19 protein-coding genes are annotated in these 26,194 nt (G+C 61.3%); 7 read left to right on the forward strand and 12 right to left on the reverse strand.

Translation table 11 applies throughout. The features are described from left to right. Nucleotides 1–3 precede the first annotated feature (3 nt). The gene (locus LOY53_RS13640) at nt 4–2,604 is read left to right on the forward strand and encodes a cellulase family glycosylhydrolase (RefSeq protein WP_252824277.1); all 2,601 of its coding nucleotides are present in this window, start codon (nt 4–6) and stop codon (nt 2,602–2,604) included. 108 nt (nt 2,605–2,712) lie between these two features. Continuing rightward, nucleotides 2,713–3,681: a UDP-glucose 4-epimerase GalE gene (gene galE, locus LOY53_RS13645; RefSeq protein ID WP_252824279.1), complete on the forward strand. Its 969-nt coding sequence runs from the start codon at nt 2,713–2,715 to the stop codon at nt 3,679–3,681. Between the two features lie 135 nt (nt 3,682–3,816). On the opposite strand, the gene LOY53_RS13650 is transcribed toward galE, so the two are convergent. The 7 genes from LOY53_RS13650 to LOY53_RS13680 all read right to left on the reverse strand — a co-directional run bounded on the left by LOY53_RS13650 (nt 3,817) and on the right by LOY53_RS13680 (nt 11,169). Next, the gene (locus tag LOY53_RS13650; protein ID WP_027596764.1) at nt 3,817–4,623 is read right to left on the reverse strand and encodes a CpsD/CapB family tyrosine-protein kinase; all 807 of its coding nucleotides are present in this window, start codon (nt 4,621–4,623) and stop codon (nt 3,817–3,819) included. 11 nt (nt 4,624–4,634) lie between these two features. Beyond that, entirely contained in the window at nt 4,635–6,194 is a 1,560-nt protein-coding gene (locus LOY53_RS13655; RefSeq protein ID WP_085273382.1) for a Wzz/FepE/Etk N-terminal domain-containing protein, read from the reverse strand. A gap of 20 nt (nt 6,195–6,214) precedes the next feature. Further along, nucleotides 6,215–7,330 (reverse strand): hypothetical protein, encoded by a 1,116-nt coding sequence (locus tag LOY53_RS13660; RefSeq protein WP_258702788.1) that lies wholly within the window; start codon nt 7,328–7,330, stop codon nt 6,215–6,217. A gap of 23 nt (nt 7,331–7,353) precedes the next feature. Next, a complete protein-coding gene (locus tag LOY53_RS13665) occupies nt 7,354–7,920 on the reverse strand; it encodes a polysaccharide biosynthesis/export family protein (RefSeq protein ID WP_252824282.1) in 567 nt (188 codons plus the stop codon). A gap of 347 nt (nt 7,921–8,267) precedes the next feature. Then, the gene (eppA, locus tag LOY53_RS13670; RefSeq protein WP_077068395.1) at nt 8,268–8,444 is read right to left on the reverse strand and encodes an EPS-associated small membrane protein EppA; all 177 of its coding nucleotides are present in this window, start codon (nt 8,442–8,444) and stop codon (nt 8,268–8,270) included. 409 nt (nt 8,445–8,853) lie between these two features. Further along, complete coding sequence (locus LOY53_RS13675) at nt 8,854–9,972, reverse strand: glycosyltransferase 61 family protein (RefSeq protein ID WP_252824284.1); 1,119 nt, start codon at nt 9,970–9,972, stop codon at nt 8,854–8,856. Between the two features lie 42 nt (nt 9,973–10,014). After that, nucleotides 10,015–11,169, reverse strand: a complete 1,155-nt coding sequence (locus LOY53_RS13680) for a hypothetical protein (protein ID WP_258702789.1) — start codon at nt 11,167–11,169, stop codon at nt 10,015–10,017. A gap of 331 nt (nt 11,170–11,500) precedes the next feature. On the opposite strand from LOY53_RS13680, the gene LOY53_RS13685 reads away from it, so the two are divergent. Then, entirely contained in the window at nt 11,501–15,328 is a 3,828-nt protein-coding gene (locus tag LOY53_RS13685; protein WP_258702790.1) for a dermonecrotic toxin domain-containing protein, read from the forward strand. A gap of 20 nt (nt 15,329–15,348) precedes the next feature. Here LOY53_RS13685 and LOY53_RS13690 read toward each other — a convergent pair whose 3' ends face one another. Then, entirely contained in the window at nt 15,349–16,827 is a 1,479-nt protein-coding gene (locus LOY53_RS13690) for a bifunctional diguanylate cyclase/phosphodiesterase (RefSeq protein ID WP_258702791.1), read from the reverse strand. Nucleotides 16,828–16,977: 150 nt separating this feature from the next. Here LOY53_RS13690 and LOY53_RS13695 point away from each other — a divergent pair, with 150 nt between their 5' ends. The 3 genes from LOY53_RS13695 to LOY53_RS13705 all read left to right on the forward strand — a co-directional run bounded on the left by LOY53_RS13695 (nt 16,978) and on the right by LOY53_RS13705 (nt 20,436). Further along, nucleotides 16,978–18,597: an NADP-dependent glyceraldehyde-3-phosphate dehydrogenase gene (locus tag LOY53_RS13695; protein WP_258702792.1), complete on the forward strand. Its 1,620-nt coding sequence runs from the start codon at nt 16,978–16,980 to the stop codon at nt 18,595–18,597. Between the two features lie 109 nt (nt 18,598–18,706). Beyond that, complete coding sequence (locus LOY53_RS13700) at nt 18,707–19,174, forward strand: VOC family protein (RefSeq protein ID WP_252824290.1); 468 nt, start codon at nt 18,707–18,709, stop codon at nt 19,172–19,174. An 80-nt stretch (nt 19,175–19,254) separates the two neighbouring features. Continuing rightward, entirely contained in the window at nt 19,255–20,436 is a 1,182-nt protein-coding gene (locus tag LOY53_RS13705) for a hypothetical protein (protein ID WP_252824291.1), read from the forward strand. Between the two features lie 121 nt (nt 20,437–20,557). On the opposite strand, the gene ilvA is transcribed toward LOY53_RS13705, so the two are convergent. The 4 genes from ilvA to LOY53_RS13725 form a co-directional block, all read right to left on the reverse strand. Continuing rightward, nucleotides 20,558–22,120 (reverse strand): threonine ammonia-lyase, biosynthetic, encoded by a 1,563-nt coding sequence (gene ilvA, locus LOY53_RS13710; protein ID WP_099454010.1) that lies wholly within the window; start codon nt 22,118–22,120, stop codon nt 20,558–20,560. 181 nt (nt 22,121–22,301) lie between these two features. After that, a complete protein-coding gene (locus LOY53_RS13715; protein WP_027596753.1) occupies nt 22,302–22,733 on the reverse strand; it encodes a PACE efflux transporter in 432 nt (143 codons plus the stop codon). Nucleotides 22,734–22,833: 100 nt separating this feature from the next. Next, entirely contained in the window at nt 22,834–24,135 is a 1,302-nt protein-coding gene (locus tag LOY53_RS13720; RefSeq protein ID WP_252824292.1) for an ATP-binding protein, read from the reverse strand. A gap of 6 nt (nt 24,136–24,141) precedes the next feature. After that, nucleotides 24,142–24,843: a response regulator transcription factor gene (locus LOY53_RS13725; RefSeq protein ID WP_027596751.1), complete on the reverse strand. Its 702-nt coding sequence runs from the start codon at nt 24,841–24,843 to the stop codon at nt 24,142–24,144. Nucleotides 24,844–25,000: 157 nt separating this feature from the next. Between LOY53_RS13725 and LOY53_RS13730 the strand changes: the two genes are divergently transcribed. Further along, nucleotides 25,001–26,188: an efflux RND transporter periplasmic adaptor subunit gene (locus LOY53_RS13730; protein ID WP_099429461.1), complete on the forward strand. Its 1,188-nt coding sequence runs from the start codon at nt 25,001–25,003 to the stop codon at nt 26,186–26,188. The last annotated feature ends 6 nt before the right edge of the window (nt 26,189–26,194 follow it).

Below are 26,194 nucleotides of genomic sequence, written 5' to 3' on the forward strand. Positions count from 1 at the left end.
CCCATGAGCCTTTTGCCTTTGCGCCCCTTCATGCGGGCATCCCTGTTCGTTGGCCTGGCCGTGATGTCCCAGGCTGGCTGGGCCTCCGGCTGGGTCGTCAGCGTCGAAGAACAAAACGGCCTACCCAGCGTGACACGCGGTGGCGGGCAGGTGATGAAAGCCAAGTTCGACTTCTGGGCGGCTAACTGGAGCTGGACTGGCTTTTACACCGCCATGAAGGTCAATGCACCCTACAACTACACCCTGCAGGGCAAGAACGAGCAGCTGGACTTCGACCTGACGGCAGATATCCGCAAGCCGCAAACACAAACCTTGACCTGGGCGTTCGACCTGACCGCACACAGCAGGCAGTCCAACGTGATGGGCGGCGGCATCGTTTTCCAGTTCGACCCGGCCCTGTTCAACGGGGAGATGGGCGCCCCCGTGCTGTTGCCCGACAACCGTGGCTGGTCCTGGGGCAAGGATGCGCAAGGCAGGCGCATCGAGATGCGCTTCGAACCCGCACTGGCAAAGGTGTACTTCGAGCCCGGCAGCAATGCCGAGATTCGCGCGTTCTTCTACAAAGACCCCATCAGCGCCGGCCAGCAGCAGATCAAGGCGACGTTGAACGTGACGGGCGATATCGAGCTGGGCCCAACCCCCACCGAGCGCTTTGGCCTGCAAAACCCCGCGCAGTGGCCCGATGACCAGCTTGACTGGCAAACCTCGCCGGTCGACCTGTCCTTTCTCAATGCGCCAGAAAAACCGGCTGGCAAACGCGGCTTTGTAAAGTCTTCCGGCGAGCAACTGATGTTCGAGGACAACACCCCCGTGCGTTTCTGGGGCACCAACCTGTCTGCGTACTCGCTGTTCAAGACGCCAGACGAGGAAATCATCAAACAGGCCAAACGCCTGTCGGCACTGGGTTTCAACCTGGTCCGGCTGCACCACCACGACTCCCCGTGGGTCAGCCCGAACGTGTTTGGCGACGGCAACTTGATTCGCGATACCCAGCAACTCAATGCCGAGTCGCTGCGCAAGATCGACCTGTGGGTCAAAAGCCTCAAGGACGAGGGCATCTACGTCTGGCTCGACATGCACGTACAGCGCGCCCTTACCGCCAATGACAACATCGAATATTTCGATGAGCTGCTCAAGGGCGAGCCCAGGGTCGACCTTAAAGGCTACGCCTATGTGAACCCAAGCATTCAAAAGGCCATGAAACGCTTTATTGGGCAGTACATGACCCATGTGAACCCCTACACCGGCCTTGCCTACAAAGACGACCCGGCAATTGCTGCGGTTTTGATCACCAACGAGAACGACATCACCCAGCACTACGGCAACGCCCTCATGCCGGACAAAAAAGTCCCCGCACATACCAAGCTTTACCAGGAACAGGCAGACGCCTTCGCCAAGCGCAATGACCTGCCTGCAGACCGCACTTGGCGCGCCTGGGAGCATGGCCCGTCGAAGCTCTTCTTGAATGATCTGGAACGCCGTTTCGATGTCGACATGATTGCGCACCTGCGCAGTCTGGGCGTCAAGGTACCCATTGCCACCACCAGCACCTGGGGTGGCAATGGCCTGAGCGCGCTGCCCGCGCTGACCTCGGGCGATGTGATCGATGCGCACAGCTACGGCGCCATCGGCCAGCTCGAGAAGAACCCGCTGACCAGCGACGGGATGATCAACTGGATTGCCGCGGCCCAGGTCGTCGGCCTGCCCCTGACGGTCACCGAGTGGAACGCCGAACCGTTCCCCCTGCCCGACCGCCACTCGCTGCCCCTGTATGTGGCGGGCACGGCCAGCCACCAAGGCTGGGACGCCATGATGCAATATGCCTACAGCCAGCAGGCCTTCAATAGCGGTTGGCGCACGGCAGACAACTGGCACGCGTACAACGACCCGGCCATGCTGGCCACGCTCCCCGCGGCCGCCCTGCTCTACCGCCGTGCGGACGTGCAGCAAGCCACCACCCGTTACGTCTTCGCGCCAACACCCGCCACCTTGTTCAACCAAGACATCACGCCGCGCAACTCGCCGCTGCTGCGCACCGCCATGGAAAAAGGCAGGCTGCAGATCGCCATGCCGCCGACGCCAGAGTTGCCCTGGCTGAAACCCAGCGTCATCCCAGCCGATGCCCAGGTGCTGCATGACCCTGCCCAATCGTTGCTGGCCGCTGATGCCAGCGAATCGGTGACCGATACCGGGGAGCTCAAGCGCAACTGGCAACAAGGCCTCTACACCATCGATACCCCCCTGACCCAGGCGGCGACCGGCTGGCTGGGCGGGCGAACCCTCAACCTTGGGCAGGTCGAAGTACAGGCAAAGACGCCTTATGCCAGTGTCGTCGTGCAGAGCCTGGATGCCAAACCGCTGGGCCAGGCACGCAGCCTGCTGATCTCGCTGGGCACCCGGGCCGTGCCCAAGGCCGACGACAAGACACCGTTCAATGTCGAACCCTTCGAAGGCACGCTGGCCATCCAGGCTGCGGCCGGCCTGAAACTGTTCGCGCGCGATGCACAGGCGCAGCTCAAGGAGTTGCCGGTGGCGTACCAGAACGGGCGCTATGTCATCACCTTCGATGGCCACTACATGTCCAACTGGCTGTTCTTGAAATAGGGCATTTGGCCATCTACAGTCTCAAGAGACCTGTAGCTGATACTCCCACCTGTTCGATTCAGGGACGACCCGCGGCGTCTGTACAACAGCAGAGTCCAGGAGGCACGGATGAAGTTTCTGGTTGTCGGTGGCGCAGGTTATATCGGCTCGCACATGGTCAAGCACTTGCTGGCCGCGGACCATGATGTGGTGGTGGCGGACCTTGTGTCGCCAGGGCCTGGGGTGCAGTGGGCCAAGCTCGACATTGCCGACGAGCCGGCGCTGGATGTGCTGTTCGCCGAGTGCCGTTTCGATGCGGTTTTTCACTTCGCATCGTTCATTCAGGTGGGCGAGTCGGTTTGCGCCCCTGGCAAGTACTACCAGAACAACGTAGCGGCCACCCTGACATTGCTGCAGGCGATGGTGAATGCGGGCATCAAGCGGCTGGTGTTTTCCTCCAGCGCTGCCGTTTACGGCAACCCGCTGTATGTGCCGATCGACGAGGCGCATGGCAAGGCACCGATCAACCCCTATGGGCTCAGCAAGTGGATGGTCGAACAAATTCTCGAGGACTTCGACCGTGCTTACGGGCTGAAGTCGGTGTGCCTGCGCTACTTCAACGCTGCAGGGGCTGACCCTGACGGGGAGCTGGGCGAGCGCCATGAGCCGGAAACCCACCTGATACCGTTGATCCTCCAGGCGGCCGCTGGCAGGCGTGAGGCGGTCACGGTGTTTGGCCGGGATTACGACACCGCCGATGGCACCTGCATTCGTGATTATGTGCATGTTGCCGACCTGGCTTCGGCACATGCGTTGGCGGTGGGCTACCTGGTCGCTGGCGGGCCCAGCACGGCGTTCAACCTGGGCAATGGCCTGGGCTTTTCAGTGCAGCAAGTGATCGATACCGCGCGCGCAGTGACGGGCCGGCAGATCCACACACTCGATGCACCCCGCCGTGCGGGCGACCCGCCCAGGTTGGTGGCGGATGCTGGCAAGGCGATGAGTGTGTTGGGCTGGAGGCCAGCGTATGCATCGCTGGAGCAGATCGTGGCGCATGCCTGGAGATGGGAGTTGCAGTACCCGTGGCATCGGCCGTGATCATGCGGCTATTCACTATCGGGTGTAGGAGCAGCCTTGTGCTGCGAAGAGGCCGGTGACAGCAGCGAAGATTCGCTATGTTTTCACCGGCCTCTTCGCAGCACAAGGCTGCTCCTACACTCCGATAGAGAATAGTCAGTAATAGGTGCGCGGCTTCTCATCCGCCTTGTTCAACACCGTGCCAATCAGGTTCACCGTCGCCAGGTGGTGCAGGCACTCCTCGATCTCTTGCTTGCTGTTCATGCCGTTGCCCACAACCAACAACACACAATCGAACTTGGGCATCACGGTGATTGCATCGTCCGAGCTCAGCAACGGCGGCAAATCGAAGATACAGATGCGCGACTCATAGCGGCTGCGCAAGTCGCTGATCAGGTTGTTCACCCTAGGGGACGACAGCATTTCGGTAGACATCGGAATAGGCACCCGCGTCGGCAGCACGACAAAACGCGGCAAGGTCGGGTTGACCAGCACCTCTTCCAGCCCGGCCTGGTCAGACAGCAACTCGTTGAGGGCCTTTTCCATCGGCAAACCCAGGCTGCTGCCGACCTTGGGGCGACGCAGGTCGAAGTCCACCAACAGCGCCGTCTTGGTCGTGTGGTGCGCGATGCTCATGGCCAGGTTGATCGCCAGCACCGTCTTGCCCGCCTCGGGCGTTGGCGAGGTGATGGCCAAGGTACGCCAGCCGTTTTCCTCCATGGCCTGCAGCACCTGTGTGCGCAACAGGTCGATCGGCCCACTCATGTTCGAGTTCTTGTTGAACGCGACAATCCGATTGCGCTCAAGGTGCTCCGCACGCAACGGCACCACCTTGGTCTTCACGTAATCGAATTGCCCTGGCACTTCTGGAGGTTCCGCCCCGTGGGCGGTTTGCGGTGCCTGGGCAGCACCTGGAGAAACTTGATGAATACCATTGCCAACTACCGGCTTGATCCTGTCCATCACTGCTTTCCCTATTCAAACCGCGCCATAGCCTTGAACAGCAACACATCCAACGGCATGTAGAACACGTGCACCAGCACTACCATCATAGCAATCAGCACAAGCACCGCCAGGATCAGCAGGTTGCGCCAGCGCTTACGCTTTGCCAGTTCCGCCTGGGTGGTGATGAAGGGCACCGTCACCAGCACACGCTTGCCCAACACGCTCTCTAGCGCCCCTACACCCCGTACCCGCTGATTGAGCATTTCCAGCAACATCACCAACGCGCCACCGCCTGCCGGTGCCAACACCAGGCCCAGGGCGGCGATCTTCTTGCGGTTGGGTTTGATCGGCTTCTCAGGCAGCAGCGGTGGCTCCAGCAGCACAAAACGCTCTGCCTTGTTTTCCTGTTCCAGGCTTTCGGTAATTTTCGCGCCCATTTCCTTGGCGCGGATTTCTTCGTACTTCTTGCGCGCGTTGTCGTGGTCGCGCATCAAGGTGACCAGGCCACGCTCCACTTGCGGGGCTTCAAGAATCTCCGCCTCGTAGCCTTCCATTTTCTTCACCAACTCACGCTTTTGCTCCGCCAGTGAGGTGATGCGCTCCTGGGCCGCGCCAATCCGCGCACGCACCCGCGCCACATCCAGGCTGACCGACGACGCAGCCTTGCTGCCGCCGCCGCTGGCCTGCAGGGCATCGATCTTGCGTTTGACCGCAACCACGTCCGGGTGCGCGTCCTTGTACTTGGTCAGCAGCCGGGCGTACTCAGCCTTGAGGCTGGGCAGGTCTTGTGGCTGGTCGACACTGGACGGCCGGGTACCGTCAGCCTTGGTGGTCAAGCCGGCATTGGCCGCCGACAGTTCAAGCTCCAGGTAACGCAGTTCCTCTTGCGCGGTCTTGTAATCGCGGTCGACCTCCCGGAACTCCAGCTCCGAGCGCGACAGCATGCTCATGCGCAGCGACTGGTGCTCAGGCAAGGCATTGGCGTGGGCTTGCTTGAAGTCCGCCAGCTGGTTCTCCAGGCTGGCAAGCTCGGCACCCAGCTTGTTGGCTTCCTGGGTCAGGAATTCGGTGGTTTCGTTGGCGCGCTCGGTGCGCTGCTTGAGGTTTTCGTTGAGGAACAGTGTCACCAGTTCGTTGGCGACATCTTTGGCCACCTGCGCTTGCTTGTGCTCGAAGGACACATTGAACGCGACCGTGGCCTCACCCCGCCCTCTGACGAACGTGCTGAGGGTAGCGACCACGATGGCATTGCGCATCTGGTCGATCTTGTCACTTTCGCTAAGCCGCTTGTCTGCGAACAGGCTGTACTTGTCGATGATCCGCAGCAGGTTCTCGCGGGTCATGACGCGCTGGCGAATAACCTCGATGCGCTCATCGGCAAAGCTGTTGTTGTTCGCCGACACCAGCTCGGGGGAAATCTGTTGCGACTCCACCAGAATGGTCCCGGTGGACTGATAGATCGGTGGCACGCTGACCGCGACCACCACGGTCGCGGCAAGAATGACTACGATACTGATCCCTAATAACAGGGCCCTATCCTTGATGATGGCGATGTAATCTTTAAGGGAAAGCTCGTAGTCAGACTTCATAAAGGCCACCAGGCTGAAGTTCAGAGGTCGGGGTACCTATACGTCAACGTCAAACCAACAATTGTTGCGTCCGCAGTGGGTGCATCGTCCTGCCGCCGCTCCTTGTACATCAACGATAGGCGCAGATCCCAAAAAGGCGAAAATTCCCGGCTGGCCCAGACACTGTACATTTGCAGTGTGTTGGGGGTTTGCCCTTTGCTGTCTTGCCAGGTGGCATCGGCGCCGACACGGGTCAGCTCGTTGACCGCGTAACTGAAGATACCGCGCACCATGTCAAGCTCGGCAAAACCACCCTCCGCGCTGGCGACCGTGCTGCGTTCGGCACTCAAACTGAGGTCGGAACGCACCCCGGTATACAGCAGCGAAGCCCCGCCCTCCCCGCGCCGACCGCCTTCAGAGCCGGACACCTGGTTGACGCCGACGTGCGCATCGGCACTCAGCCGCTCGGAAAACTGATACTTCACCCCAACTGCTGGGGTGTAGCTGTTCGAGGCGGTCGCAGTAAGGTCCTGTTCGGGCTCGTAGCGCCTTACCCCAAACCGGGTATACACATCGGCCCGCTCGTTCCAGGCGTAGGTCCAGGTCGTCACGTTGCCAAGCTCGTTGTAGCCGGTCAGCGTGTTGATGTCGTATCGCGCTCGGCTGTACTTGGTTTCGTTGGACAACGTGCTGCGCGCGGTGATGGCACTGCTCCAATTGCCTGCCAGCGTATACAGCTTCTGCGTGCCGTCGGTGGTCACCACACCGGTGTCTTGGACAATGCCAGACAACGTAGAGCTTTCGTTGTATTGGGCCACCAGGCCAAAACGCCCTTTCTCGGTGTCGCGTTGCCAGCCCAGGCTTACATTGGGGTCTTCGCGGTCGTCGACGATGTCCGTGTCTGAAGAACGCAACACATGCATGCCAAGCCCCAACCGTAATTCGTCGCGGTCGAAGGTACCGACAAGGGTGTAGTCGGGCGCAATGATGGTGCGCGTCACACCCTTTTCTTCAGACGACAGCAACAACGGGTTGCTGTCGTATTCGACCGAGGTCGGTACCACCACCGATGACTGCCAATTTGCTGCCTGGACCGCGTCCGTAAACGGCAAGACCATGATTGCCGTTGCAATGCTAGTTGTTCTAAGAAGAGGCATTAAGTGTTCTTATTAAGGCAAGATCAAGGAACGACCAGCGTATCGCCAGCCTGAAGTTGAATGTTGGTGGACATGTCACGCCCGGAAACCAGGTCCTTATATCTCACGGGCAGAATCCGTTGGGAAGCCCCCTGGCCGCGAACCACCTTGATGTCGCTTTCGTCAGCGAATTTGTCCAAACCACCCGACATGCTCAAGGCCTGCAATACGGCCGTGGGGCCCGCCATTTGTACGGGCCCTGGCTTGATCACTTTGCCCTGCACGTACACGAGGTTGCCGGCGATGCTTTTGACGACAACGCTGACGTTCGGGTCGGGGAGGAATTTTTCGAGTTTGGCAGCGACCTGTTTTTCAACGGCCGTGACATCAAGGCCGGCGACATCGATCCGCCCTGCCAAGGGGAAGGTGATACTGCCATCGGGTAGCACAGTGGCTTCTTGACGCAGGCTCTCCTCTTGCCAGACGGACACCATCACCACATCGCCAGGGCTGAGCCGATAAGCAGCTGCAGCTGCGCTATTTTCGACCGCGTTGCCGGTACCAGACCACAGCATCAGCACGCAAAAAGCGGAACACAATGAACGTACCATGAGGGTCCCTCCGGCCTACTGGCCTGACAAAGAGCACTGAATGAGAACGGCACACCAACTCTCGCTCCACTTCGCAACCGCACTGCTTGCTGCGATGGCCTCAACCTTCCTGGAGGCCCTGTACCTTGACACCTCGACACCCTGCCTGACCCGCCCGCTGCGACACCCTACGGCTAATGGCGATGAGTCGCCAATGGAATATAGCAACAGTTGGAAAATTGACAAGCTGTCAGCAGCTGCGAAGCCATCAACAACAAACCTCAGACGTCAATTTACCGACAGCCCAAAAAAGCCCCGTAATTGATCAACTGTTAAAGCCCCCTATTACCCTTGCCACGCAAGAATGTTTAAATCTTTCTTCTATTGGCAACGGCAACAAAACCGATCACTGCAAACGCGAAGAACCACCCTGCCGTTGCGACAGGAATGACACTGTTTTGATTGACATACGAATCAGCAGCGCGCGCTGCGCCACTTAAAAGCACCAACAAGAAGATTGATTTAATGAACAGTGTCGAGCGCATAACCCCCTCCTATAAAGAGGATAATAAAAATATTTATTGGTGGGTTTAGCGGGAGACTTCCTCGCTGTTGATTTGAGCTTATGGGCACAATGACACTACGTCAATGATCCGACACCATAATAAAATTCAATGAGCAAGGGGTGGCTTCGTCAAAATGCCGTCACACATAAACTGCAGGCGTTTGTAGGTATTGCCAGATAAGGATCAATTAAGTGTAAGGCGCTGATATAGCGAACTTTTCTACGATAGAGGCCGCACAGGAGACCCCGGCGGCTGGCGCTATCGTGGTTGCTGATCAATCGACGACGTGAAGGAAGCAAGCCCTTGCGTTTCATCGCTGAGAAACCAAATGCTAATGGTTGGCCTTACGAACGAAATCTGGCGCTTTTAGCTGAGGCTTAACAGGTTGCTACACCGGCATCAAATCCAGGGTGCGCTCCACCTCATCAATGTCGATCCTGAACCCATCGCCTTCCGGCATGCCCACCACAAAGCCAAAGTGCTGCTGATCACGGTCTGTCAGGTATTTGTAATAGCTGACAAAACGGTTCGGTGGCTGCAACGTCAACACTGAGCCGCCGGCCTGCAGCACGTTCACGCCATGTACCAGCTGACTACCTTCGACCCCGGCCACCACTCTGGCGCCCGCGCACGCCGCGATAATGCTCGGCACGTCGGTTTTCAGCGGGTCGACAATGCGAAAGCCCCTGTGCGTGCGCAGGTGCTCTGCTACGGCCATTTCATTGCGCAGGAAGCGCAAGTCGCCGTCGCCACCACGCAATATGAACACACCAGGGTGTGGTTCGTGGGGCACATGCGACAGCAGCTTTTCGCCCATGGCCCGGTAGCGCAAGTGGCGGCTTTGGTTATTGCTCTGGTCGTCGAACAGCACCAACTCACGGAAAAACGCACTGCGTAAACGTAGGGGCTTCATGCCCAGCCAGCCTTCATAGGCCGGCGCCTGGGTAAACAGTGGGTAGCGCGCAGAGGGCGCAGTCGTCACCGGTACGCCCTCGTTGCAGGCCAGGGCATAGGTGACACAGTCTTCCATCAACCAAGTGCCAAACCAGGAGTTGCCATTTTGCGTGCAGTAGATGGCCGCGCGCTCGATCTCGTGCTCCACCACAACCCGCGGGAAGGTGCTCGGTTTCAACGACAACCAGTGGCTGGCCTTGCCTTTGTAGAGCGCGCCATCGATCAACCACACGTCCTTGATCAGGTACCCGCGTGTAGGGCCCTGCGCCACGCTGAGCCCACCCTCCATCGTGCGGGCGGGATGCACGTAGGGGTAGAAGCGCTTTGCCTCCCACCCCGTCACCCGCTCCAGCTGATTGGGCAAATAGAAGGCGGGTGGAGAAACTGTTGTTTCACCAGGCGCGATATCCCAGCTTTTTGACGCGATGCTTTTCAGGTCGATGGCAGAATTACGTGCGAGCCGCTTGCGCGCCATGTATTTGTACGCGGCAAGGGTCCACTTATGCCGTTTACCGGCAGACGGTGCGCTGAATTTGGAGTTATCGCTGCCCATGAAGTGCTCCCCGGGGTGGCGTGGTCACAGCCTTTGAACGACTTAGTTGGATGTGATCCTTTCCATCGTCGGCGGCGACTGTAAATTGGCGTAACGCGTGCGCAAGGTCTCGATAAACGACTCGCCCGAACGTTTGTCACCATAGAGGTAAATCTTGTGCAGGCCGCCAAAGACCATCTCGTGGTACCGGCTGGCGACCTCTTCATCGCTTGGCCCGTCCGGTAAGCCCAGGTGCAGGGTCAATTTGTCGCCTTCAACCGCAAACATTGGCGTTTCCCAAAGAAACTTCGCCGTCCCGGTCTTGGGTAGCCGCACGAACAGGTAGGCATGGTTACCCAGCGAGTCAATGTCGCCACCGCGCCTTCTTTTCCACTTCAGCAAACCGTCATCTGGCCGCGCCAGACACAGGCCGATATCGTAATAATCAAAGTCATGCTGCAACGCCCACTCCAGCGCCATGAAGGTGGTGATGGAGTTCACCTCACGCAGTTTTTTCGCATCTGAAAACACCGCTTCGCTATAACCAAAACGCAGGGTGCTCCAGTAGCGCTTGCCACCGCGGGTGACTTCACAACCCAGGTGGCAACCGATCACTTCGTCGCCCAAGGTGATGAGGTCAAGGCGCCCGACGCTCTTGGCAATGCGAAAGACATCGTCCGTGGGAAACTGCGCAGCATGAATACCCTGCCTGGCCGTGGCATAAGGGCGCAGCAACTGGCTATCGGCCATTGCGATTTCTTCATCCGACAGCGTCTGCCTCATCTGATAAAGCGGCCGGTTCTTGCGGATGCTGCGGCGCAGCTCGCTGTCGTAGCGGGCGGTAATGTCATCCAGCGCTCGCCCCAGTGGTACCACGGCACTCAGGTAGTGCGGCACGGACAACGCGCCTGTGGTGGGCATTTCACTGACCACCACGACATGGTTTGACGCGTCTGGCGCTGCACTGCTGGCGGCAACCGGAGCGTTGCCCGGAGCCTTGCCACCAATCAGCAGCTTAGCCATCTCGCGCTGTTGCTTGCGCCCGATGTAGAGGATTTCGTAGGGGCTTTCCTGTTGCAGCCTGAATCTGGCGACCTCCCACCGCCAAAAACAAGCGCGGCCAAGTACTTCTCTTACTTGGCTGGCAAGCAGCCTGATCTCGTAGCGCGTGGAAGGAGAGATGAGTTTTCGTGCCACCGCCGCCAAGTGCTGTTTCATTCTTCTTCGACGTCCTTTGATGTTGTCTATGGGCAGATCAGAACAAGATCATAATTAGCTGTAATAAACACACCCAACGCACTGATATACAAAAGATTACTATCGAAACTTCACTCTCACATTCAGTAACAATTTAAGATGCCAGGCAACGGTTTGGCAAGCGGCACTTTGACAGCATGCCAAACTATTTTATGACGTCAAAAACGCCTTTTGTTTTGATGATTATGTGACGCTATCACATGACGCCTGGCGAGTTGCAGGCAATACCGGGTTACCACCTGGTTATCAACCAATACCGTTTGATGCTCTCTCCTCATAAAGGAGCATCGACATGCCTACCCTTTCAACGCTCGAACCGCATCAAAAACTGCTGGAAGCACAGCTGCCCATCTGGGCACACTCAATAGCACCGCCTCAATGGCACAGCTTGAGGCAAAGCCAACTACCGGCCTATTACACGCAGGCCTGGTTTGCAAACGCCGCGCCCGATCTTCGCCAGGCCGTGCACCTTAGCCAGTCGCGCCTGCTGCGCTCGCAAAGCACCCTGGCCCGGGCCCTTGAGGGGCTGGAGCAAATCACTGCGTTCGCTGAGTCCCGGCTGACGGCACGCCTTGCCGAACACGGGTGCAGCGCCCCGCTGCGTGGCACCGAACTGCTTCGAGTAGAAAGCACCTGGCATTGGGCAGGCATGCGTTACCTGAACAGCCATCGCCGTGACACGCTGCTGCAGGCCGCGCTGCAGAACTTCGCCGATGACGAACGCTTCAGCGCCCAAAGCGCCATTGCCCTTAGCCCCAACATCCAAGTCACAGCCGTCCAGGTACAAGGCACTGCGGTAGTGGGCCCGCAAACATCTCCGGCGCATTTTCCTCTGGTCTCGGAACGGTACGAAGTGGAGCGGCTGCCGCTGACACCCGCCGCCTTCGCCGCACTGTGCCGTTCGCTCGATTTGGGGCAGCAATACCAGGCCCATCTACAGCACCATTTCGCCAAGCCACACGTACGCGAACAGGCGATCGCCGTGTACAAGGATAGGCTGCACCTGCAGGCTGACCTGGCTTACTTGCGGCATGTGCTCAGTGGCGCCGCGCGCGACCAGGTCGACCTGTTGCTGCAGGGCGACAAGCTGCCGTGCTGGCAATTGGCGCTGTTCGGTATCACCTTGCACGAGGTGATGCTGATCGACACTGGCAGTGCCGGGCTGTTGCTCTATCTGCCAGGCCACGACCAGGCCCTGCGTCAATGCGCTGACCTTGAGGCTGTACACGAGGCTCTGGCAGCCCTGCTGCTCGAACCCACCGACCGACAGACGTTCATGGCGTACGTGGAGCAGGGTCAGCAACAACACTTTCTTGAGTTGCTGCACCAAAACCTTGACGCCTCAGGCGGTTCTGCCGACGACAAGGCATGGCAGCGAGCCCCTGAGGCGGATTTGCGCCCCACCCGGCTGGCAATCACCGAGGAACCGTTTGGTTTGTATCAGGCGCTGCACCTTGACCGCCTCAAACGCGAAGCTCGCCAGCTGGCGGTGCCGACTGCCGAAGCCGACGCCACGGCGCGGGCAAACCGCCTGCAAGCGTGGGAAGACCTCGGCATGGACGCGCTCAACCTGGCCGGCTTCTTCATCCCCGCCGTGGGCACGCTGATGCTGGCGGTGACGGCGTGCCAACTGCTTGGCGAAGTGTACGAAGGCTATGAAGCCTGGCATCAGGGTGACCGCCACCTGGCATTGCGTCACCTGGAGGCGGTCGGCCTGAACGTAGCTCTGATGGGTGGCCTGGTGGTCGCTGGCCACGTGGTGCCGAAGTTGTTCAAAAGCCCTCTGCTGGAAAGCCTGCAGGAAGTTCGCAAGCCCGATGGGCGCTACCGGCTCTGGCAGCCAGACCTCACGCCCTATCGCTGCCCCTTGGACTTGCCGGAAAACGTGCACGCCAATGCTCAAGGCCAGTACCTGCATGATGGCCGGTATTTCATTCGCATGGATGGCCACCTCTACGAACAGCGCCTGGACACGCAGACACAGCAGTGGCGGCTTGTGCACCCTCACGCGCAGGACGCTTGGCAGCCGCCTCTGGAACACAACGACAAGGGTGCCTGGCGCGCCAGCCATGAACAGCCATCACAGTGGTCCTTCGCAATACTGGCTCGCCGCTTGGGGGAAAACTACGCAGCGTTCACACCCGAACAACTTGAGCTGGCTGGCCGCATGTGTGGGACCGACGCCGCGCACCTGCGCCGCGTGCACCTAGAAGGGCATCCGCCACCGGCTTTGCTGCTCGACACCCTGCAACGTATGGCCGCGCAAGCGAAGGTGGTTGCGCTGGGCCGCGACGCGCCAGGCAACTTGTTCGAACGGTTGTATAACGGCGATGCGCCCATCGAGCCGGCAACACGCAAATTGCTGGAAGCCTACCCTCGCCTGTCGGCCGTACTCGCCAGGCGTCTGCTGGCGCCCCTGCGCGCCGCGCAATTCCTCGCCTGGGAAAACGAAGCAGTGTTACCTGGCTGGCTGCGTCAGCAGGTTGAGCACACGCACAGCGAACTGCCTCTGGTACGCGCCGTGGAAGGCGTGCTGATTCCCGCTCGGGCCGGTGCCGATAGCGAACGCCTGCTGTTCAATGCCCTCGATGGCCTGCCCGACTGGCCGCGCGATGTGCGCCTGGAACTGCGTGCGGGTAGCCCCGAGGGCCCTCTGCTTGAACATATCGGCAGCAGCTCAGCAGGCCGTGTCTGCCGGGTGATCAAAAGCGCAGAAGGTTATGAGGCTGACCTGGGGCCGCGCCCTGCCCCCGCCACGCGGGACCTGGACCTGTGCCGCGCTGTGGAGCAGGTACTGCCGCACAGCCAACGCGACGCGCTGGCGATCGTCCAGGCCGATGGGCTTACGTTACGCCAGCGCGTCCTGGCTTGGGTCAACGACAACCGAGATGACCTTGCACAACGGCTGTGGGGGCCTCGCGCCAGGCGTCGCGCCCGCTCAGTACAACTGCGTGGAGGTCGCCCACTCGATCCGCAAGCCCCGCACCCGCGCCACACAAGTTCACTGGCCGGCGCCTATCGCCGCCTGTACCCCGATGCCACTGATTCGGAGATCGAGGATGTACTAGGAAGCGGCCCTGAAGACAATGACCTTCGCTCACCGACACAAAGGCTGCGCGACCTGCAACAACGCCTGGATACCTTGCGCCGCAACCTGCAGGAATGGGCCCGCCCCGACCCTCACCGCCCGCACCAACGCCAGCGGGCGATCCGCCCAATCATCAACGCCTGGCGGCGCCTCTCGAGCGTGCCACTCGCAGGCGGTGGCCGGATCGCCAGCCTCGACCTCTCTGGCCTCGAACTGGAAAACCAGGACCTGGCCAGCCTGGCTCTGCCGGACGACTTCACCCATGTGGAGCACGTATCGCTGCACAGCAACCCAGCACTCAGCCAGCTCCCTGCAGAATTCCTGGAACGCTTTCCCAAATTGAAACGCTTATTGCTGTCCAATTGCCGTTTCGATGCCCTGCCCCGTGTGACCACCCCAGAACGATTGACCTGGCTTGATCTGGACAACAACCGCATCACCTGGGACAACCGCAACCAGGTAGCGCTGAACCAGTGCGCCGGGCTTATCGTGCTGGACCTGTCGGGCAACCCGCTGCTGGAGGCGCCAGACCTGCACGGGCTTGAACACCTGAAAACCGTGTTCCTGTCCGAGTGTGGGCTGACCGAGCTGCCCCTTGGCTTGGACGTCGTTACCGAACCGCTCGTCCTGGACCTGTCTGGCAACCAGTTCCAGCGGCTGCCGGTAGGTTTCAACATCCCCGGCCCGTCCGCCGAAGCCCTGTGCCTGGAGAGTGAGTGGCTGAGCGAAGGCATGCTGGCCCAGGTCGATGCTTACAATGTCGCCCATGAAGTCGATTTGCTGGTGTGTGAGGGGGACTATGCAGAATTCTTCGAGGGGACGGGCCCGGAACAGGCTGCGCTGTGGCAGCGCTTGCCACTTCAGTACCGCCGCGACCTCAGGCCGTTGCTTGAAAACGATTTTTTCATAGCTCGCCCGCAACAAGCCCGCGCGGAGTTCTGGCGGCGTCTAGCGGCCATCGATGCTGACCCGGTACTACGCCAGGAGTGGTTGACGCACCCGCCCTATAACTTGTTCCGCCTTCCCCTGTAGCGCGCGGCGAAAAGCGCCTGTTACCCAGATGACAGGCGCTGCCTACGCGGGTTACGCGCTATCCAGCCTTGCAACTCGGCGGCCGGCATCGGCCGCCCCATCAGGTAGCCCTGCCCCTGATCGCAGCCGGCATTTCGCAGAAAATCGTACTGCTCCTGAGTTTCGATGCCTTCGGCAGTGATGCGATAACCCAAGGCATGCCCCAGGTCGATGATGGCACGGGCAATGGCCACCGCATCATCGTCTGCGGGCAGGTCCTTGATGAACGCACGGTCGATCTTCAGGTGGTCGATAGGCAGCGCACGCAGGTAGGCCAGCGACGAATAACCGGTGCCGAAGTCATCCACCGCAGTGGCCACGCCCATGGCCTGCAACTGCGCGAGTACCGCGCAGGCCTGCTGCTGGCTTTCCATCAATAGGCTTTCAGTAATCTCCACCTCCAACAGATTGGCGGCCAAGCCATGACGCTCCAGCGCCATGGCCAGGCTCGACACATAGTCGCTGCGCTCGATCTGCAATGCCGCGACGTTGATCGCCAACGGCCCGGGCAGGCAGTCATCGCGACGCCAGGTTGCCAACTGCGCACAGGCCAGCTCCAGCACGCGCTCGCCCAAGGGGATGATCAACCCGGTACGCTCTGCCAAGGGGATGAACTCGGCCGGTGACACCAGACCTGCTTGCGGGTCGCGCCAGCGCAGCAGCGCCTCGACACCCTCCAGCTTGCCGCTGAACAGGTCCACCTTGGGCTGGTACCAAAGTTCGAATTCATCATTATTGAGCGCCCGCCGCAAGTTGCGCTCCAATTCCAGGCGTTGCTGCAAGCGCGCGGTCATATCCGGGTGATACGCCCGCCAGGTGTTGCGCCCGCTTTCCTTGGCGGCGTACATGGCGGTATCGGCGTGGCGCAGCAGGTTGTCGACATCCTCGCCATGCTGCGGGCACCAGGCCAGGCCAATGCTGCCGGTAACCAATGCAGCGTTACCTTTGAGGTCGAACGGCCGCTGCAGGCAACGCAGCACATGGCGCAACTGGTGAGTTACCTGGCCCTGGGTGCCCTGGAGCATGAACACGAACTCGTCGCCGCCCAGGCGGCAGACGCGGTCGTGCAGGTCCAGCTCCTGCAGGAAGCGCGCGGTGGCTTGCTGCAGCAGCAGGTCGCCCATCGCGTGACCGAGGCTGTCGTTAACCTGTTTGAAACCGTCGATGTCGAGCATGAGCACAGCCAGGCCATGCCTCTTGTCGATGGCCTCAGCCAATTGCCGCTGGAACAGCACCCGGTTGGGCAACCCGGTAATGGTGTCGTAGTGCGCCAGGCGTTCGAACTGTGCCTGTGCCAGGCGCAGTTCGAGGTTAAGCCGCTGCAGCTGGCGCTGCTTGCAGGTGAGCCGCACGACGCAGAGGCCGAGCAGGCCGATGGCGGCCAACGCCAACCAGAACAAGGGCGAAGCCAGCAGTGCGGCCGTCTGTGTGTCGTCGCTGGGGGGAATGGAAGTGATCATAGGCCTGCTGACGCACCGGGTTAGCTCTGTATCGGCGCAGTGCAGGCAATGTTGAGCCAGACTGGTGTTTTTCCTGTGACCGGTGCATGCTCGAAGCTGAAGCGTTTCACCTGGCACGAACTCCGCTCAGATATGTGAGGTGCAGTACCCATGGACCGTCTGCTCGATTCACTTTTCCCGACCGCCGAGAACATCCCCGACACCTGGCGCCTGGAAGCCCCCCTGGAACAACGCGACTATTTGGTGAACGGCCAGCTCAGGCGCTGGGACGGCCCTCTGGCCACGGTGCGCAGCCCGGTCTGGCTGAAGGAAACCGACGGCGAGCGCCAGGTCATTCTCGGCAGTGCCCCGATGCTTGACGCCGACACCGCCCTCACCGCGCTCGACGCTGCCGTGCAGGCCTACGACAAGGGCCGCGGCGCCTGGCCGACGATGCGTGTTGCCGAACGCATACAGCACGTCGAAGGCTTCCTGGCGCGCATGCGCGAGCAGCGCCAGGCCGTGGTCAAGTTGCTGATGTGGGAAATCGGCAAGAACCTCAAGGACTCGGAAAAAGAGTTCGACCGCACCTGCGACTACATCGTCGACACCATCAATGCGCTCAAGGACCTCGACCGCCGCTCCAGCCGTTTCGAGCTCGAACAGGGCACCCTTGGCCAGATCCGCCGTGCCCCGCTGGGCGTGGCGTTGTGCATGGGGCCCTACAACTACCCCCTGAACGAAACGTTCACCACGTTGATCCCGGCGCTGATCATGGGCAATACCGTGGTGTTCAAACCGGCCAAGTTTGGCGTCTTGCTGATCCGCCCGTTGCTCGAAGCCTTCCGCGACAGCTTCCCGCCGGGGGTGATCAACGTCATTTATGGCCGCGGCCGCGAAACCGTCAGCGCGCTGATGGCCAGCGGCCTGGTCGATGTGTTTGCTTTCATCGGTACCCACAAGGCCGCCAGCGACCTGAAAAAACTGCACCCGCGCCCACACCGCCTGCGCGCGGCCCTGGGCCTGGACGCCAAGAACCCCGGCATCGTGCTGCCCCAGGTCGACCTGGACAACGCGGTCGAAGAGGCCGTGACAGGTGCCCTGTCATTCAACGGCCAGCGCTGCACGGCGCTGAAGGTACTGTTCGTCCATGAAGATGTGGTCGACGCCTTTCTGGAAAAATTCCAGCGCAAACTCGCCGCGCTCAAACCTGGCATGCCATGGGAACCCGGTGTGGCGCTGACACCACTGCCGGAACCGGGCAAGGTCGACTACCTCGATGGCCTGGTGGCCGATGCCACGGCCAAGGGCGCACGGGTGATCAACGAGGGCGGAGGGCAAAGCCGCGGTTCGTTCTTCTACCCCGCCCTGCTCTACCCGGTGAGCCATGTCATGCGCGTGTACCACGAGGAGCAGTTCGGCCCAGTGGTGCCGGTGGTGCCCTATCGCGACCTGGAAACCGTGATTGATTACGTGCTCGATTCCGACTACGGCCAGCAACTGAGCCTGTTCGGCAACGACCCGGCGACCATCGGCAGCCTGGTGGACACCTTTGCCAACCAGGTCGGCCGCATCAATATCAACGCACAGTGCCAGCGCGGGCCAGACACCTACCCGTTCAACGGCCGCAAGAACAGTGCCGAAGGTACTTTGTCGGTGCATGACGCCCTGCGCGTGTTCTCGATCCGCACGCTGGTGGCGACCAAGTTCCAGGAGGCCAACAAAACGCTGATCAGCGAGATCATCCGCAATCGCCAATCGAGTTTCCTGACCACCGATTACATCTTCTGACGGCCGCCGTTATAGATAATCGGTCTAGCGCCACTGTCGATTTTCCATCCGTGCAAACGACTCTAAGCAAAAGGGCGCCAACCGGCGCCCGTTGTGAAGGAGAGCGAACATGGCAGTCAAACCCATCCCCGAAGGCCAGCACAGCATCACGCCCTACTTGGGCATCAACGACGCCGCCAAGGCCATCGAGTTCTACAAGAAAGCCTTTGGCGCCGTCGAGATGTTCCGCCTCGACGCCCCGGGCGGTCGCGTGGGGCATGCTGAATTGAAAATCGGCGATTCGTCGCTGATGCTCGGCGACCCCTGCGACATGGAAGGTGGCCTGACCGCCAGCCAGAAACTCCCGGGCGCGGCGGTAGGCCTGCACCTGTATGTCGAAGACTGCGACAAGGTCTATGCCCAGGCCCTGGCGTGCGGCGCCACTCAGCTGCGCGAAGTGACGGACCAGTTCTATGGCGACCGCAGCGGCACCCTCAGGGACCCGTTCGGCAATATCTGGTTCGTCTCGACCCACAAGGAGGACCTCAGCCCTGACGAGATTCGCGCCCGCGCCGCCAAACTGTTCGGCGGTAACTGAGCGGCCCGCTACCAGCCTCAAGTTGAAAGTGCGGACGCTTTGCTTGAAGCTTGAGGCTCGTAGCTTGGAGCTGCCCATTAATGCGAATCATCGATAAGACCGCCGCGCAGGTGCGCAGCCTGACCCCCGCTGAAGAAGAGCTGCTGGTCGGCTTCAACACAGGTACGCTCGCTGGACCTCGCCTGCTGCAGGCCAACCAGTTGCTGATGAAGGTGCGTAACGCCAACCAATGGCTGGCCTGCGACTGCCGCAAGGACGCGCTACCGGTGCTCAATGTGACCCTCAACGGCAACACCGGCACGCTGTTCCTGAAAAACAACCCAGGCACTGCCGAGCATGCACCTGGCTGCCCGTTCACCAAAGACGAGCGTGAAGCCGCAGAACGCGATGACGACCCTGCCCCACCTGCGGCCTGGCTGCCACCCGATACGCCATTGCGCCTGATCGGTGACTTTCGCCCGGCCCAGGACAACAGTGGCAGTGAGGGCACTGACCGGCGCGAACAACAACGGCTGTTGTCGCTGCTGCTGACCTGGATCGAGATCAGCGGCTTGAACCTCTACGCCACCCACCTGAAAAAAGACCTCACTGGGCAGTTTGCCGAGCTGCGCAGCGTTGCCAGCCGCTACCCGCTGCTGGAGCGAGTGCCAGCCAGCAACTACCTGGAAACCCGGCTGGACATGAAGCACATGATGATGCTCAAGGCCCGCCTGCGCGAGGCCACGGTGTTCGGCAATCATCGCCGGCATGGCCTGATGCTGGACTGCGTCGACCAGATCAAAGGGCGCAAGCTGTTCAATAGCCGCAGTGAGGATGGGTTCGACTTCCAGGGCCATCACCTGTACTGGGGCGGTAGCCGTGCAGCCGGGCCGCTTTTGGCATTGGCGCTGTACTCGCCCGCTTCTGCTGGCAGCCACTTCTACGAACTGATCCATGTCGCCAGCGTGCCAGTGCTGTCACGCGCTCACCTGTTCCCGGTGTACCGCGATGAAGAGCGTGAGCCACTCAAGGCGTTGGTGTCGCTGATCGACTGGATGGCCAGCAAGGGCGTGAAGGTCCAGATGCGTCGACCGGTGATCGGCGGGCAGGTGATGGATGAACTGGTGCTGACCTCGGATCAGGACCGGGTGCTTTCGGTGTCGCTGCTGGAGCAACCGATTGGCCCCGAGCCGGACGCCGAGAACTTCAAGCGTTATGCCGATTTCAAGAGCCTGGAAACCTTCCGCAAGTATGTGGCGGGCTTCTTTATGCGTGAGCGCTGAGCAGCCCAGCGCTACGCGCAACCTGTAGGAGCAGCCTTGCGCTGCGAAGAGGCGGGTGGCAACACTGTGAATCTTCACTGCTGCAACCGGCCTCTTCGCAGCACAAGGCTGCTCCTACAGGTCACCCCAGAAACAGCTTGTACGCTGGGTTTTCGGTTTCATCCCAATAGCGGTAGCCCATCTCATCCAGCGTCTGCGGCAACTTCGCCAGCTCATCCCCTGGTACTTCCAGCGCAGCAAATACCCGCGCCTCCGCTGCACCATGGTTACGGTAATGGAACAGGCTGATGTTCCAGCGTTTGCCCAACCGCTCCAGGAACCCCAACAGCGCCCCGGGCCGCTCCGGGAACTCGAAGCGCAGCACACGCTCATCCGCCCCCGGCGCCGCATGCCCGCCCACAGTGTGGCGCACATGCAGCTTGGCCAGTTCGTTTTCGGTCAGGTCGAGCACGCTGTAACCCTGCTCGGCAAGGCTGGTCAGCAGGTTCTCCCGAGGGTCGTGCAGCGGGTGCGTCTGCACCCCGACAAACAAACGCGCTTCCTTGCCCGGGTAATAGCGGTAGTTGAACTCGGTGATCTGGCGTTTGCCCAGCGCCTGGCAAAATGCACGGAAACTGCCCGGCTGCTCAGGAATGGTCACGGCAATGATCGCCTCACGCTGCTCACCCAGCTCAGCCCGCTCCGCCACATGGCGCAGGCGGTCGAAATTGACATTGGCACCAGAGTCGATCGCCACCAAGGTCTGCCCCTGCACGCCTTCGCGGGCCACGTATTTCTTGATGCCGGCCACAGCCAGGGCACCGGAGGGTTCGGTGATCGAGCGGGTGTCGTCGTAGATGTCCTTGATGGCTGCGCACAGTTCGTCGCTGTTGACGGTAATCACTTCATCGACGAAGTGCCGGCACAGCTCGAAACAGTGAGCACCCACCTGCGCCACCGCCACGCCATCGGCAAAGGTGCCGACTTGCGGCAGGATCACGCGCTCGCCCGCGGCCAAGGCAGCCTGCAAGCAGTTGGAGTCTTCCGGCTCGACGCCGATCACCTTGACCTCGGGCCGCAGGTATTTCACGTAGGCCGCAATGCCCGCCACCAAGCCACCACCGCCCACCGGGACGAAGATCGCATCCAGTGCACCTGGGCGCTGGCGCAGGATCTCCATGGCCACGGTGCCTTGGCCGGCGATCACGTCTGGGTCATCGAACGGCGGCACGAAGGTGGCACCTTCGCTGTCGGCCAATTGCAGGGCGTGGGCCAGTGCATGGGGGAAGCTCTCACCGTGCAGCACCACATGGCCACCGCGCGAGCGCACCCCTTCCACTTTCAACGAGGGCGTGGTGGTTGGCATGACGATGGTGGCTTTCAGCCCCAGGTGCGAAGCCGCCAGCGCCACGCCTTGGGCATGGTTGCCAGCCGACGCGGTGATCACCCCGCGTTCGCGCTGGGCGGGCGTCAGCCGTGACAGGCGGGTGTAGGCACCGCGGATCTTGAACGAGAAGGTGGGTTGCAGGTCTTCACGCTTGAGCAACACCTGGTTGCCCAGGCTGGCGGACAGTGCTGGCGCTGCTTGCAGCGGCGTTTCGATGGCCAGGTCGTACACCGGTGCGGCGAGAATACGCCGTACCTGCTCCGACAGCAGTTGCTGTGGCGTGGCTGGGGTACGCAGGTTGGCGCTGAAGCTGGTCATCGATGACTCCTTGGCTATTTTCACGTTGCCCAGGAGTCAGAGAGTAAAAACCCGCCTCCAGGGCGGGTTAGGTGCACGTACGCGCTAGCCCGCCAAACTGATAATGGCGGTAATAATAATGGCGTTCACGTGCGGGAAGGTATTCATGGGGTAGGAACTTATCCCGCCGCAGGGCAGCAAGTCAACACTTTGCCTGCTGGGCCGAAAGCGGCACGTCGAACACCTTGTCGAACCCCCACTGGAAAACGAACGCGTACACGAAGAAGAACACGAACAGCGCCAGGTTGGTCAAGAAGGCCGCCCACAGGCTGACATCGAGCCACCACGCCACCAGCGGCAGCAGAATCACTACCAGCCCGCCTTCAAAGCCCAAGGCATGCAAGACACGGCGCATGAAGGTGCGTTCGCGTTGCGGCTGACGCGCCTCCCAACGCTCGAACCCCCAGTTGAATGCCATATTCCAGCTCATGGCGATCCCTGACATAAGGACGGACAACACCGCCGACTGAGCCATCCCGGCGCCAAACGCCAGTTCCAGCGCGGGGGCTACGCAGGCAACGGCGATGGCTTCGTAAAGAATGGCCTGGACGATCTTGCGGGCCTTGCCTTGCATGTTCAACTCCCTGAAATACGATCTGCCAAACGACACGATTTGGCCCACAAGAGTACCAGTGCCGTGCGCGCGGGCAAACCGGCACTGTGGCACCGCCAGCCTAACCACCCGCCGGCAAGCGAATCCTGAACTGCGCCCCACCCAGCGCCGATTGCGCCACCGTCAGTGTGCCCCCCTGCCCTTCGATGGCCCGTCGACTGATTGCCAGCCCCAAGCCAAACCCGCCAGTATTGCGATCACGGCTACGGTCCAACCGGTAGAACGGCTGGAAAATCCGCTCACGCTCCTCGACCGGGATACCAATCCCGTCATCCTCTACCGTGAGCAGACACGCACCGTCATTCTCGAGCCGCAACCTCAGCAGCAGGCTTTCGTCGCAATAACGCATCGCATTGCGTACCAGGTTCTGCACGGCCCGCGCGGTCAAACGGGGGTCGAGCACAAAGCGTGGCAGTTCACGCTCTGCCCGCACTTCCCATTGGATACCGCGGCTGTCGAGCTCTTCGGCAAAGCTGCCCAGCACGCTGTCTACCAGCTCCAGCAGCGATACCTCGACCCGCTCACGCGCCTGGTCGGCGTTGTACAAACGGCTGTAAGACAACAGCTCCAGCACCAGCTCATCCAGTTCACGCACATGGCCGACCAGCTCCAACAGCCGCTTGCGACTGGCAGCCGGCACTTCGTCGAACAGCAGCACCAGGCCGAAGTCCAGGCGGGTCAGCGGGGTGCGCAGCTCGTGGGACACGGCATTGAGCAGCTCGCGCTGCTGGTTGACGTGGCGTTCCAGGTCGCTGGCCATGGTGTCGAACACCCCGGCCAGCTCACCGATGTTCGAGTGCGGCGAGATGTGCGTACGTTCTGCCATCTGCCCCTGCCCCAGGCGTCGGGCGGTTTCCTTGAGCCGCTCCAGGTCACGCCAGTGCGGCCACACCCACAGCAGCAGGCAGCCGAGCATGGCTGCACCGATCAACACCGTCACGCCCCAGGACAGCACGTTGATGTCCAGGGGATCAGGCGGGGCATGCAGGCGCACCAGCCAGTCCTTGTCGAGCGGTGCCAGCACCGTCTCGTAATAACCCCAGTCTGCGATGCGCACGGCGTACAAACCATGTTCCAGCCGCGCCTGTTCATCCGCGCTGAGGTCGGCCTGGTCCATGCGCAGCAGCTTGACCTCCAGCGGTGCGAAGGCATCGGCCAAGTCTCGCTCCACCGCTGGCCACTGCTCATGCGGGGCCTGGTGGAACTGGCGGACGATCAGCGACTGCACGCCTTTGGTCTGGTCCAGGTTGTACGCCATGAAGCGTTCATGGAACAGGCCGACGATGGAGTCAGGGATGAACAGCAGCGCACCGGCGTAAGCGACGATGATCAACAGGTACAGGCGCACCAGGATCTTCAGCATGCTCGGTCAGCACTCCCACTCGACACGGCTGAACAGGTAGCCTTTACCCCAGACAGTCTTGATCTTGCGCGCCTCGCCAGCACTGTCGTCGAACTTGCGGCGCAGTTTGGAGATGGCGACGTCCACCGAACGGTCGGTGCCGTTGAACTCGATGCCGCGCAGTTGCTGCAGGATGCGGTCGCGGTTCAGCACTTCGCCCGCGTTGCGCGCCAGCACCACCAGCAAGTTGTACTCGCCGCTGGACAGTTCCACCTCTTCGCCGCGCCAGCTCACGGTGCGCTCGGCCAGGTCGATGCGCAGGCCGCCGATCTGGATCAAATCGCTGTCAAGGCGTGGCTCATTGACGCTGCTGCGGCGCAACAACGTGCGCACACGGGCCAGCAGCACACGGGGCTCACAGGGCTTGGTCACGTAATCGTCCGCGCCCATTTCCAGGCCCAGCACCTGATCGTGGCTGTCGTCACGGGCGGTCAGCATGAGGATCGGCAAGCTCTGCGATTCCTGGCGCAGCAGGCGGCACAGTTGCAGGCCATCGATGCCGGGCAGCATCAGGTCAAGGATCACCAGGTCAGGCTTTTGCCGGCGAAAGGCGTCCAGCACGTGGTCGCCGCGGGCGATCACCTGAACATGGAAATCATTGCGTTGCAGGTAGCTGGCGATCAGTTCGGACAAGGCACTGTCGTCTTCGACCAATAAAAGGTTTGGCATAAGCGCTTTGACACAAGAGGAAGTCCAGGCAGGATATAGAATCCTACGCCGAGGCAGGACGCTTCTTCACACTTTTTCACACTCGCCCTACAGGTATTAACAGCCACCAAGGGAACGCCTGCCGTAGCATACACCGCGTCATCATCGGAAGATCCGTATGCCTACTAGCCTCCCCCCTCGCCTGCGCCCCGTGGCGCTTCTGGCGTTTCTGAGCATATCCCTGGCCGGCTGTGGCGACAGCGCCGAGCAGGACGAAAAAGAGCCCACCCCGCAGGTGCGCGTCGAAACCCTGCAACTGCAGCCGCTGGCCATCAGCAGCGAACTCAGCGGCCGTATCCTGGCACCGCGGACCGCGGAAGTGCGCGCACGTGTGGCAGGTGTGGTGCTCAAGCGCGTCTACCGCGAGGGCAGCGACGTCAAGCAAGGCGACGTGCTGTTCCTCATCGACCCGGCGCCGTTCAAGGCCGACCACGACAGCGCCCGCGCCACCCTGGCCAAGGCCCAGGCCAACCTGTATCAAGCGCGCCTGCAAGAGCAACGCTACCGCGAACTGGTCGACGACAAGGCCGTGAGCCGCCAGGAATACGACAATGCCCGGGCCAGCTTCCTGCAGGCTGACGCTGAAGTTGCCGAGGCCAAGGCCGCCCTGGAGCGCGCGCGCCTTAACCTGGGGTATGCCACGGTGACCGCGCCGATTTCCGGACGCATCGGCCGAGCACTGGTGACTGAGGGTGCGCTGGTCGGGCAGAACGAGACCACACCCCTGGCCACCATCCAGCAACTGGACCCGATTCATGCCGACGTTACCCAGTCGACCCGCGAGCTCAACGCCCTGCGCCGTGCCCTGCGAGCCGGCGAGCTGCAGCAGGTCGGCGACGGCCAGGCCCGCGCCACGCTGATTCAGGACGACGGCAGCGCCTACCCGCTGCCCGGCAAGCTGTTGTTCTCTGACATCAGCGTCGACCCGAGCACCAACCAGATCACCCTGCGCAGCGAGTTCCCCAACCCAGACCTCGACCTGCTGCCGGGCAGCTATGTGCGCGTGCGCCTGGAACAAGCGGTGCAGCCCAAAGGCCTCAGCGTGCCGCAGCGCGCCATCCTGCGCGACAGCGCCGGTGTGCCGAAAGTGCTGGTGGTCGACCCGCAGGCCCGCGTCAGCGACCGCCAGGTCGTGCTGGGCAGCGCCCAAGGCGACCGCTGGGTGGTCAGCGAAGGCCTGGCGCCCGGTGAACAAGTGGTTATCGAAGGCCTGCAACACGTCAAGGCCGGCGACCAGGTGCAGGTCGAAGCGAGCCAGGGCACAGCGCCCGGCGCGCCGCCGATCGCACAGCACAACCGCCAGTGAGGGGCT

The organism is Pseudomonas sp. B21-031 (assembly GCF_024748985.1).
Taxonomy (GTDB): domain Bacteria; phylum Pseudomonadota; class Gammaproteobacteria; order Pseudomonadales; family Pseudomonadaceae; genus Aquipseudomonas; species Aquipseudomonas kermanshahensis.

Excerpts from the sequence above, each read along its gene's own strand:
- LOY53_RS13715 (WP_027596753.1), bottom strand. The coding sequence starts at position 22,733 with ATGCAAGGCAAGGCCCGCAAGATCGTCCAGGCCATTCTTTACGAAGCC.
- LOY53_RS13640 (WP_252824277.1), top strand. The coding sequence starts at position 4 with ATGAGCCTTTTGCCTTTGCGCCCCTTCATGCGGGCATCCCTGTTCGTT.
- LOY53_RS13720 (WP_252824292.1), bottom strand. The coding sequence starts at position 24,135 with ATGCTGAAGATCCTGGTGCGCCTGTACCTGTTGATCATCGTCGCTTAC.
- LOY53_RS13700 (WP_252824290.1), top strand. The coding sequence starts at position 18,707 with ATGGCAGTCAAACCCATCCCCGAAGGCCAGCACAGCATCACGCCCTAC.
- LOY53_RS13680 (WP_258702789.1), bottom strand. The coding sequence starts at position 11,169 with ATGAAACAGCACTTGGCGGCGGTGGCACGAAAACTCATCTCTCCTTCC.
- LOY53_RS13685 (WP_258702790.1), top strand. The coding sequence starts at position 11,501 with ATGCCTACCCTTTCAACGCTCGAACCGCATCAAAAACTGCTGGAAGCA.
- eppA (WP_077068395.1), bottom strand. The coding sequence starts at position 8,444 with ATGCGCTCGACACTGTTCATTAAATCAATCTTCTTGTTGGTGCTTTTA.
- LOY53_RS13660 (WP_258702788.1), bottom strand. The coding sequence starts at position 7,330 with ATGCCTCTTCTTAGAACAACTAGCATTGCAACGGCAATCATGGTCTTG.
- LOY53_RS13690 (WP_258702791.1), bottom strand. The coding sequence starts at position 16,827 with ATGATCACTTCCATTCCCCCCAGCGACGACACACAGACGGCCGCACTG.
- LOY53_RS13665 (WP_252824282.1), bottom strand. The coding sequence starts at position 7,920 with ATGGTACGTTCATTGTGTTCCGCTTTTTGCGTGCTGATGCTGTGGTCT.
- ilvA (WP_099454010.1), bottom strand. The coding sequence starts at position 22,120 with ATGACCAGCTTCAGCGCCAACCTGCGTACCCCAGCCACGCCACAGCAA.
- LOY53_RS13725 (WP_027596751.1), bottom strand. The coding sequence starts at position 24,843 with ATGCCAAACCTTTTATTGGTCGAAGACGACAGTGCCTTGTCCGAACTG.
- galE (WP_252824279.1), top strand. The coding sequence starts at position 2,713 with ATGAAGTTTCTGGTTGTCGGTGGCGCAGGTTATATCGGCTCGCACATG.
- LOY53_RS13695 (WP_258702792.1), top strand. The coding sequence starts at position 16,978 with ATGGACCGTCTGCTCGATTCACTTTTCCCGACCGCCGAGAACATCCCC.
- LOY53_RS13655 (WP_085273382.1), bottom strand. The coding sequence starts at position 6,194 with ATGAAGTCTGACTACGAGCTTTCCCTTAAAGATTACATCGCCATCATC.
- LOY53_RS13705 (WP_252824291.1), top strand. The coding sequence starts at position 19,255 with ATGCGAATCATCGATAAGACCGCCGCGCAGGTGCGCAGCCTGACCCCC.
- LOY53_RS13650 (WP_027596764.1), bottom strand. The coding sequence starts at position 4,623 with ATGGACAGGATCAAGCCGGTAGTTGGCAATGGTATTCATCAAGTTTCT.
- LOY53_RS13675 (WP_252824284.1), bottom strand. The coding sequence starts at position 9,972 with ATGGGCAGCGATAACTCCAAATTCAGCGCACCGTCTGCCGGTAAACGG.
- LOY53_RS13730 (WP_099429461.1), top strand. The coding sequence starts at position 25,001 with ATGCCTACTAGCCTCCCCCCTCGCCTGCGCCCCGTGGCGCTTCTGGCG.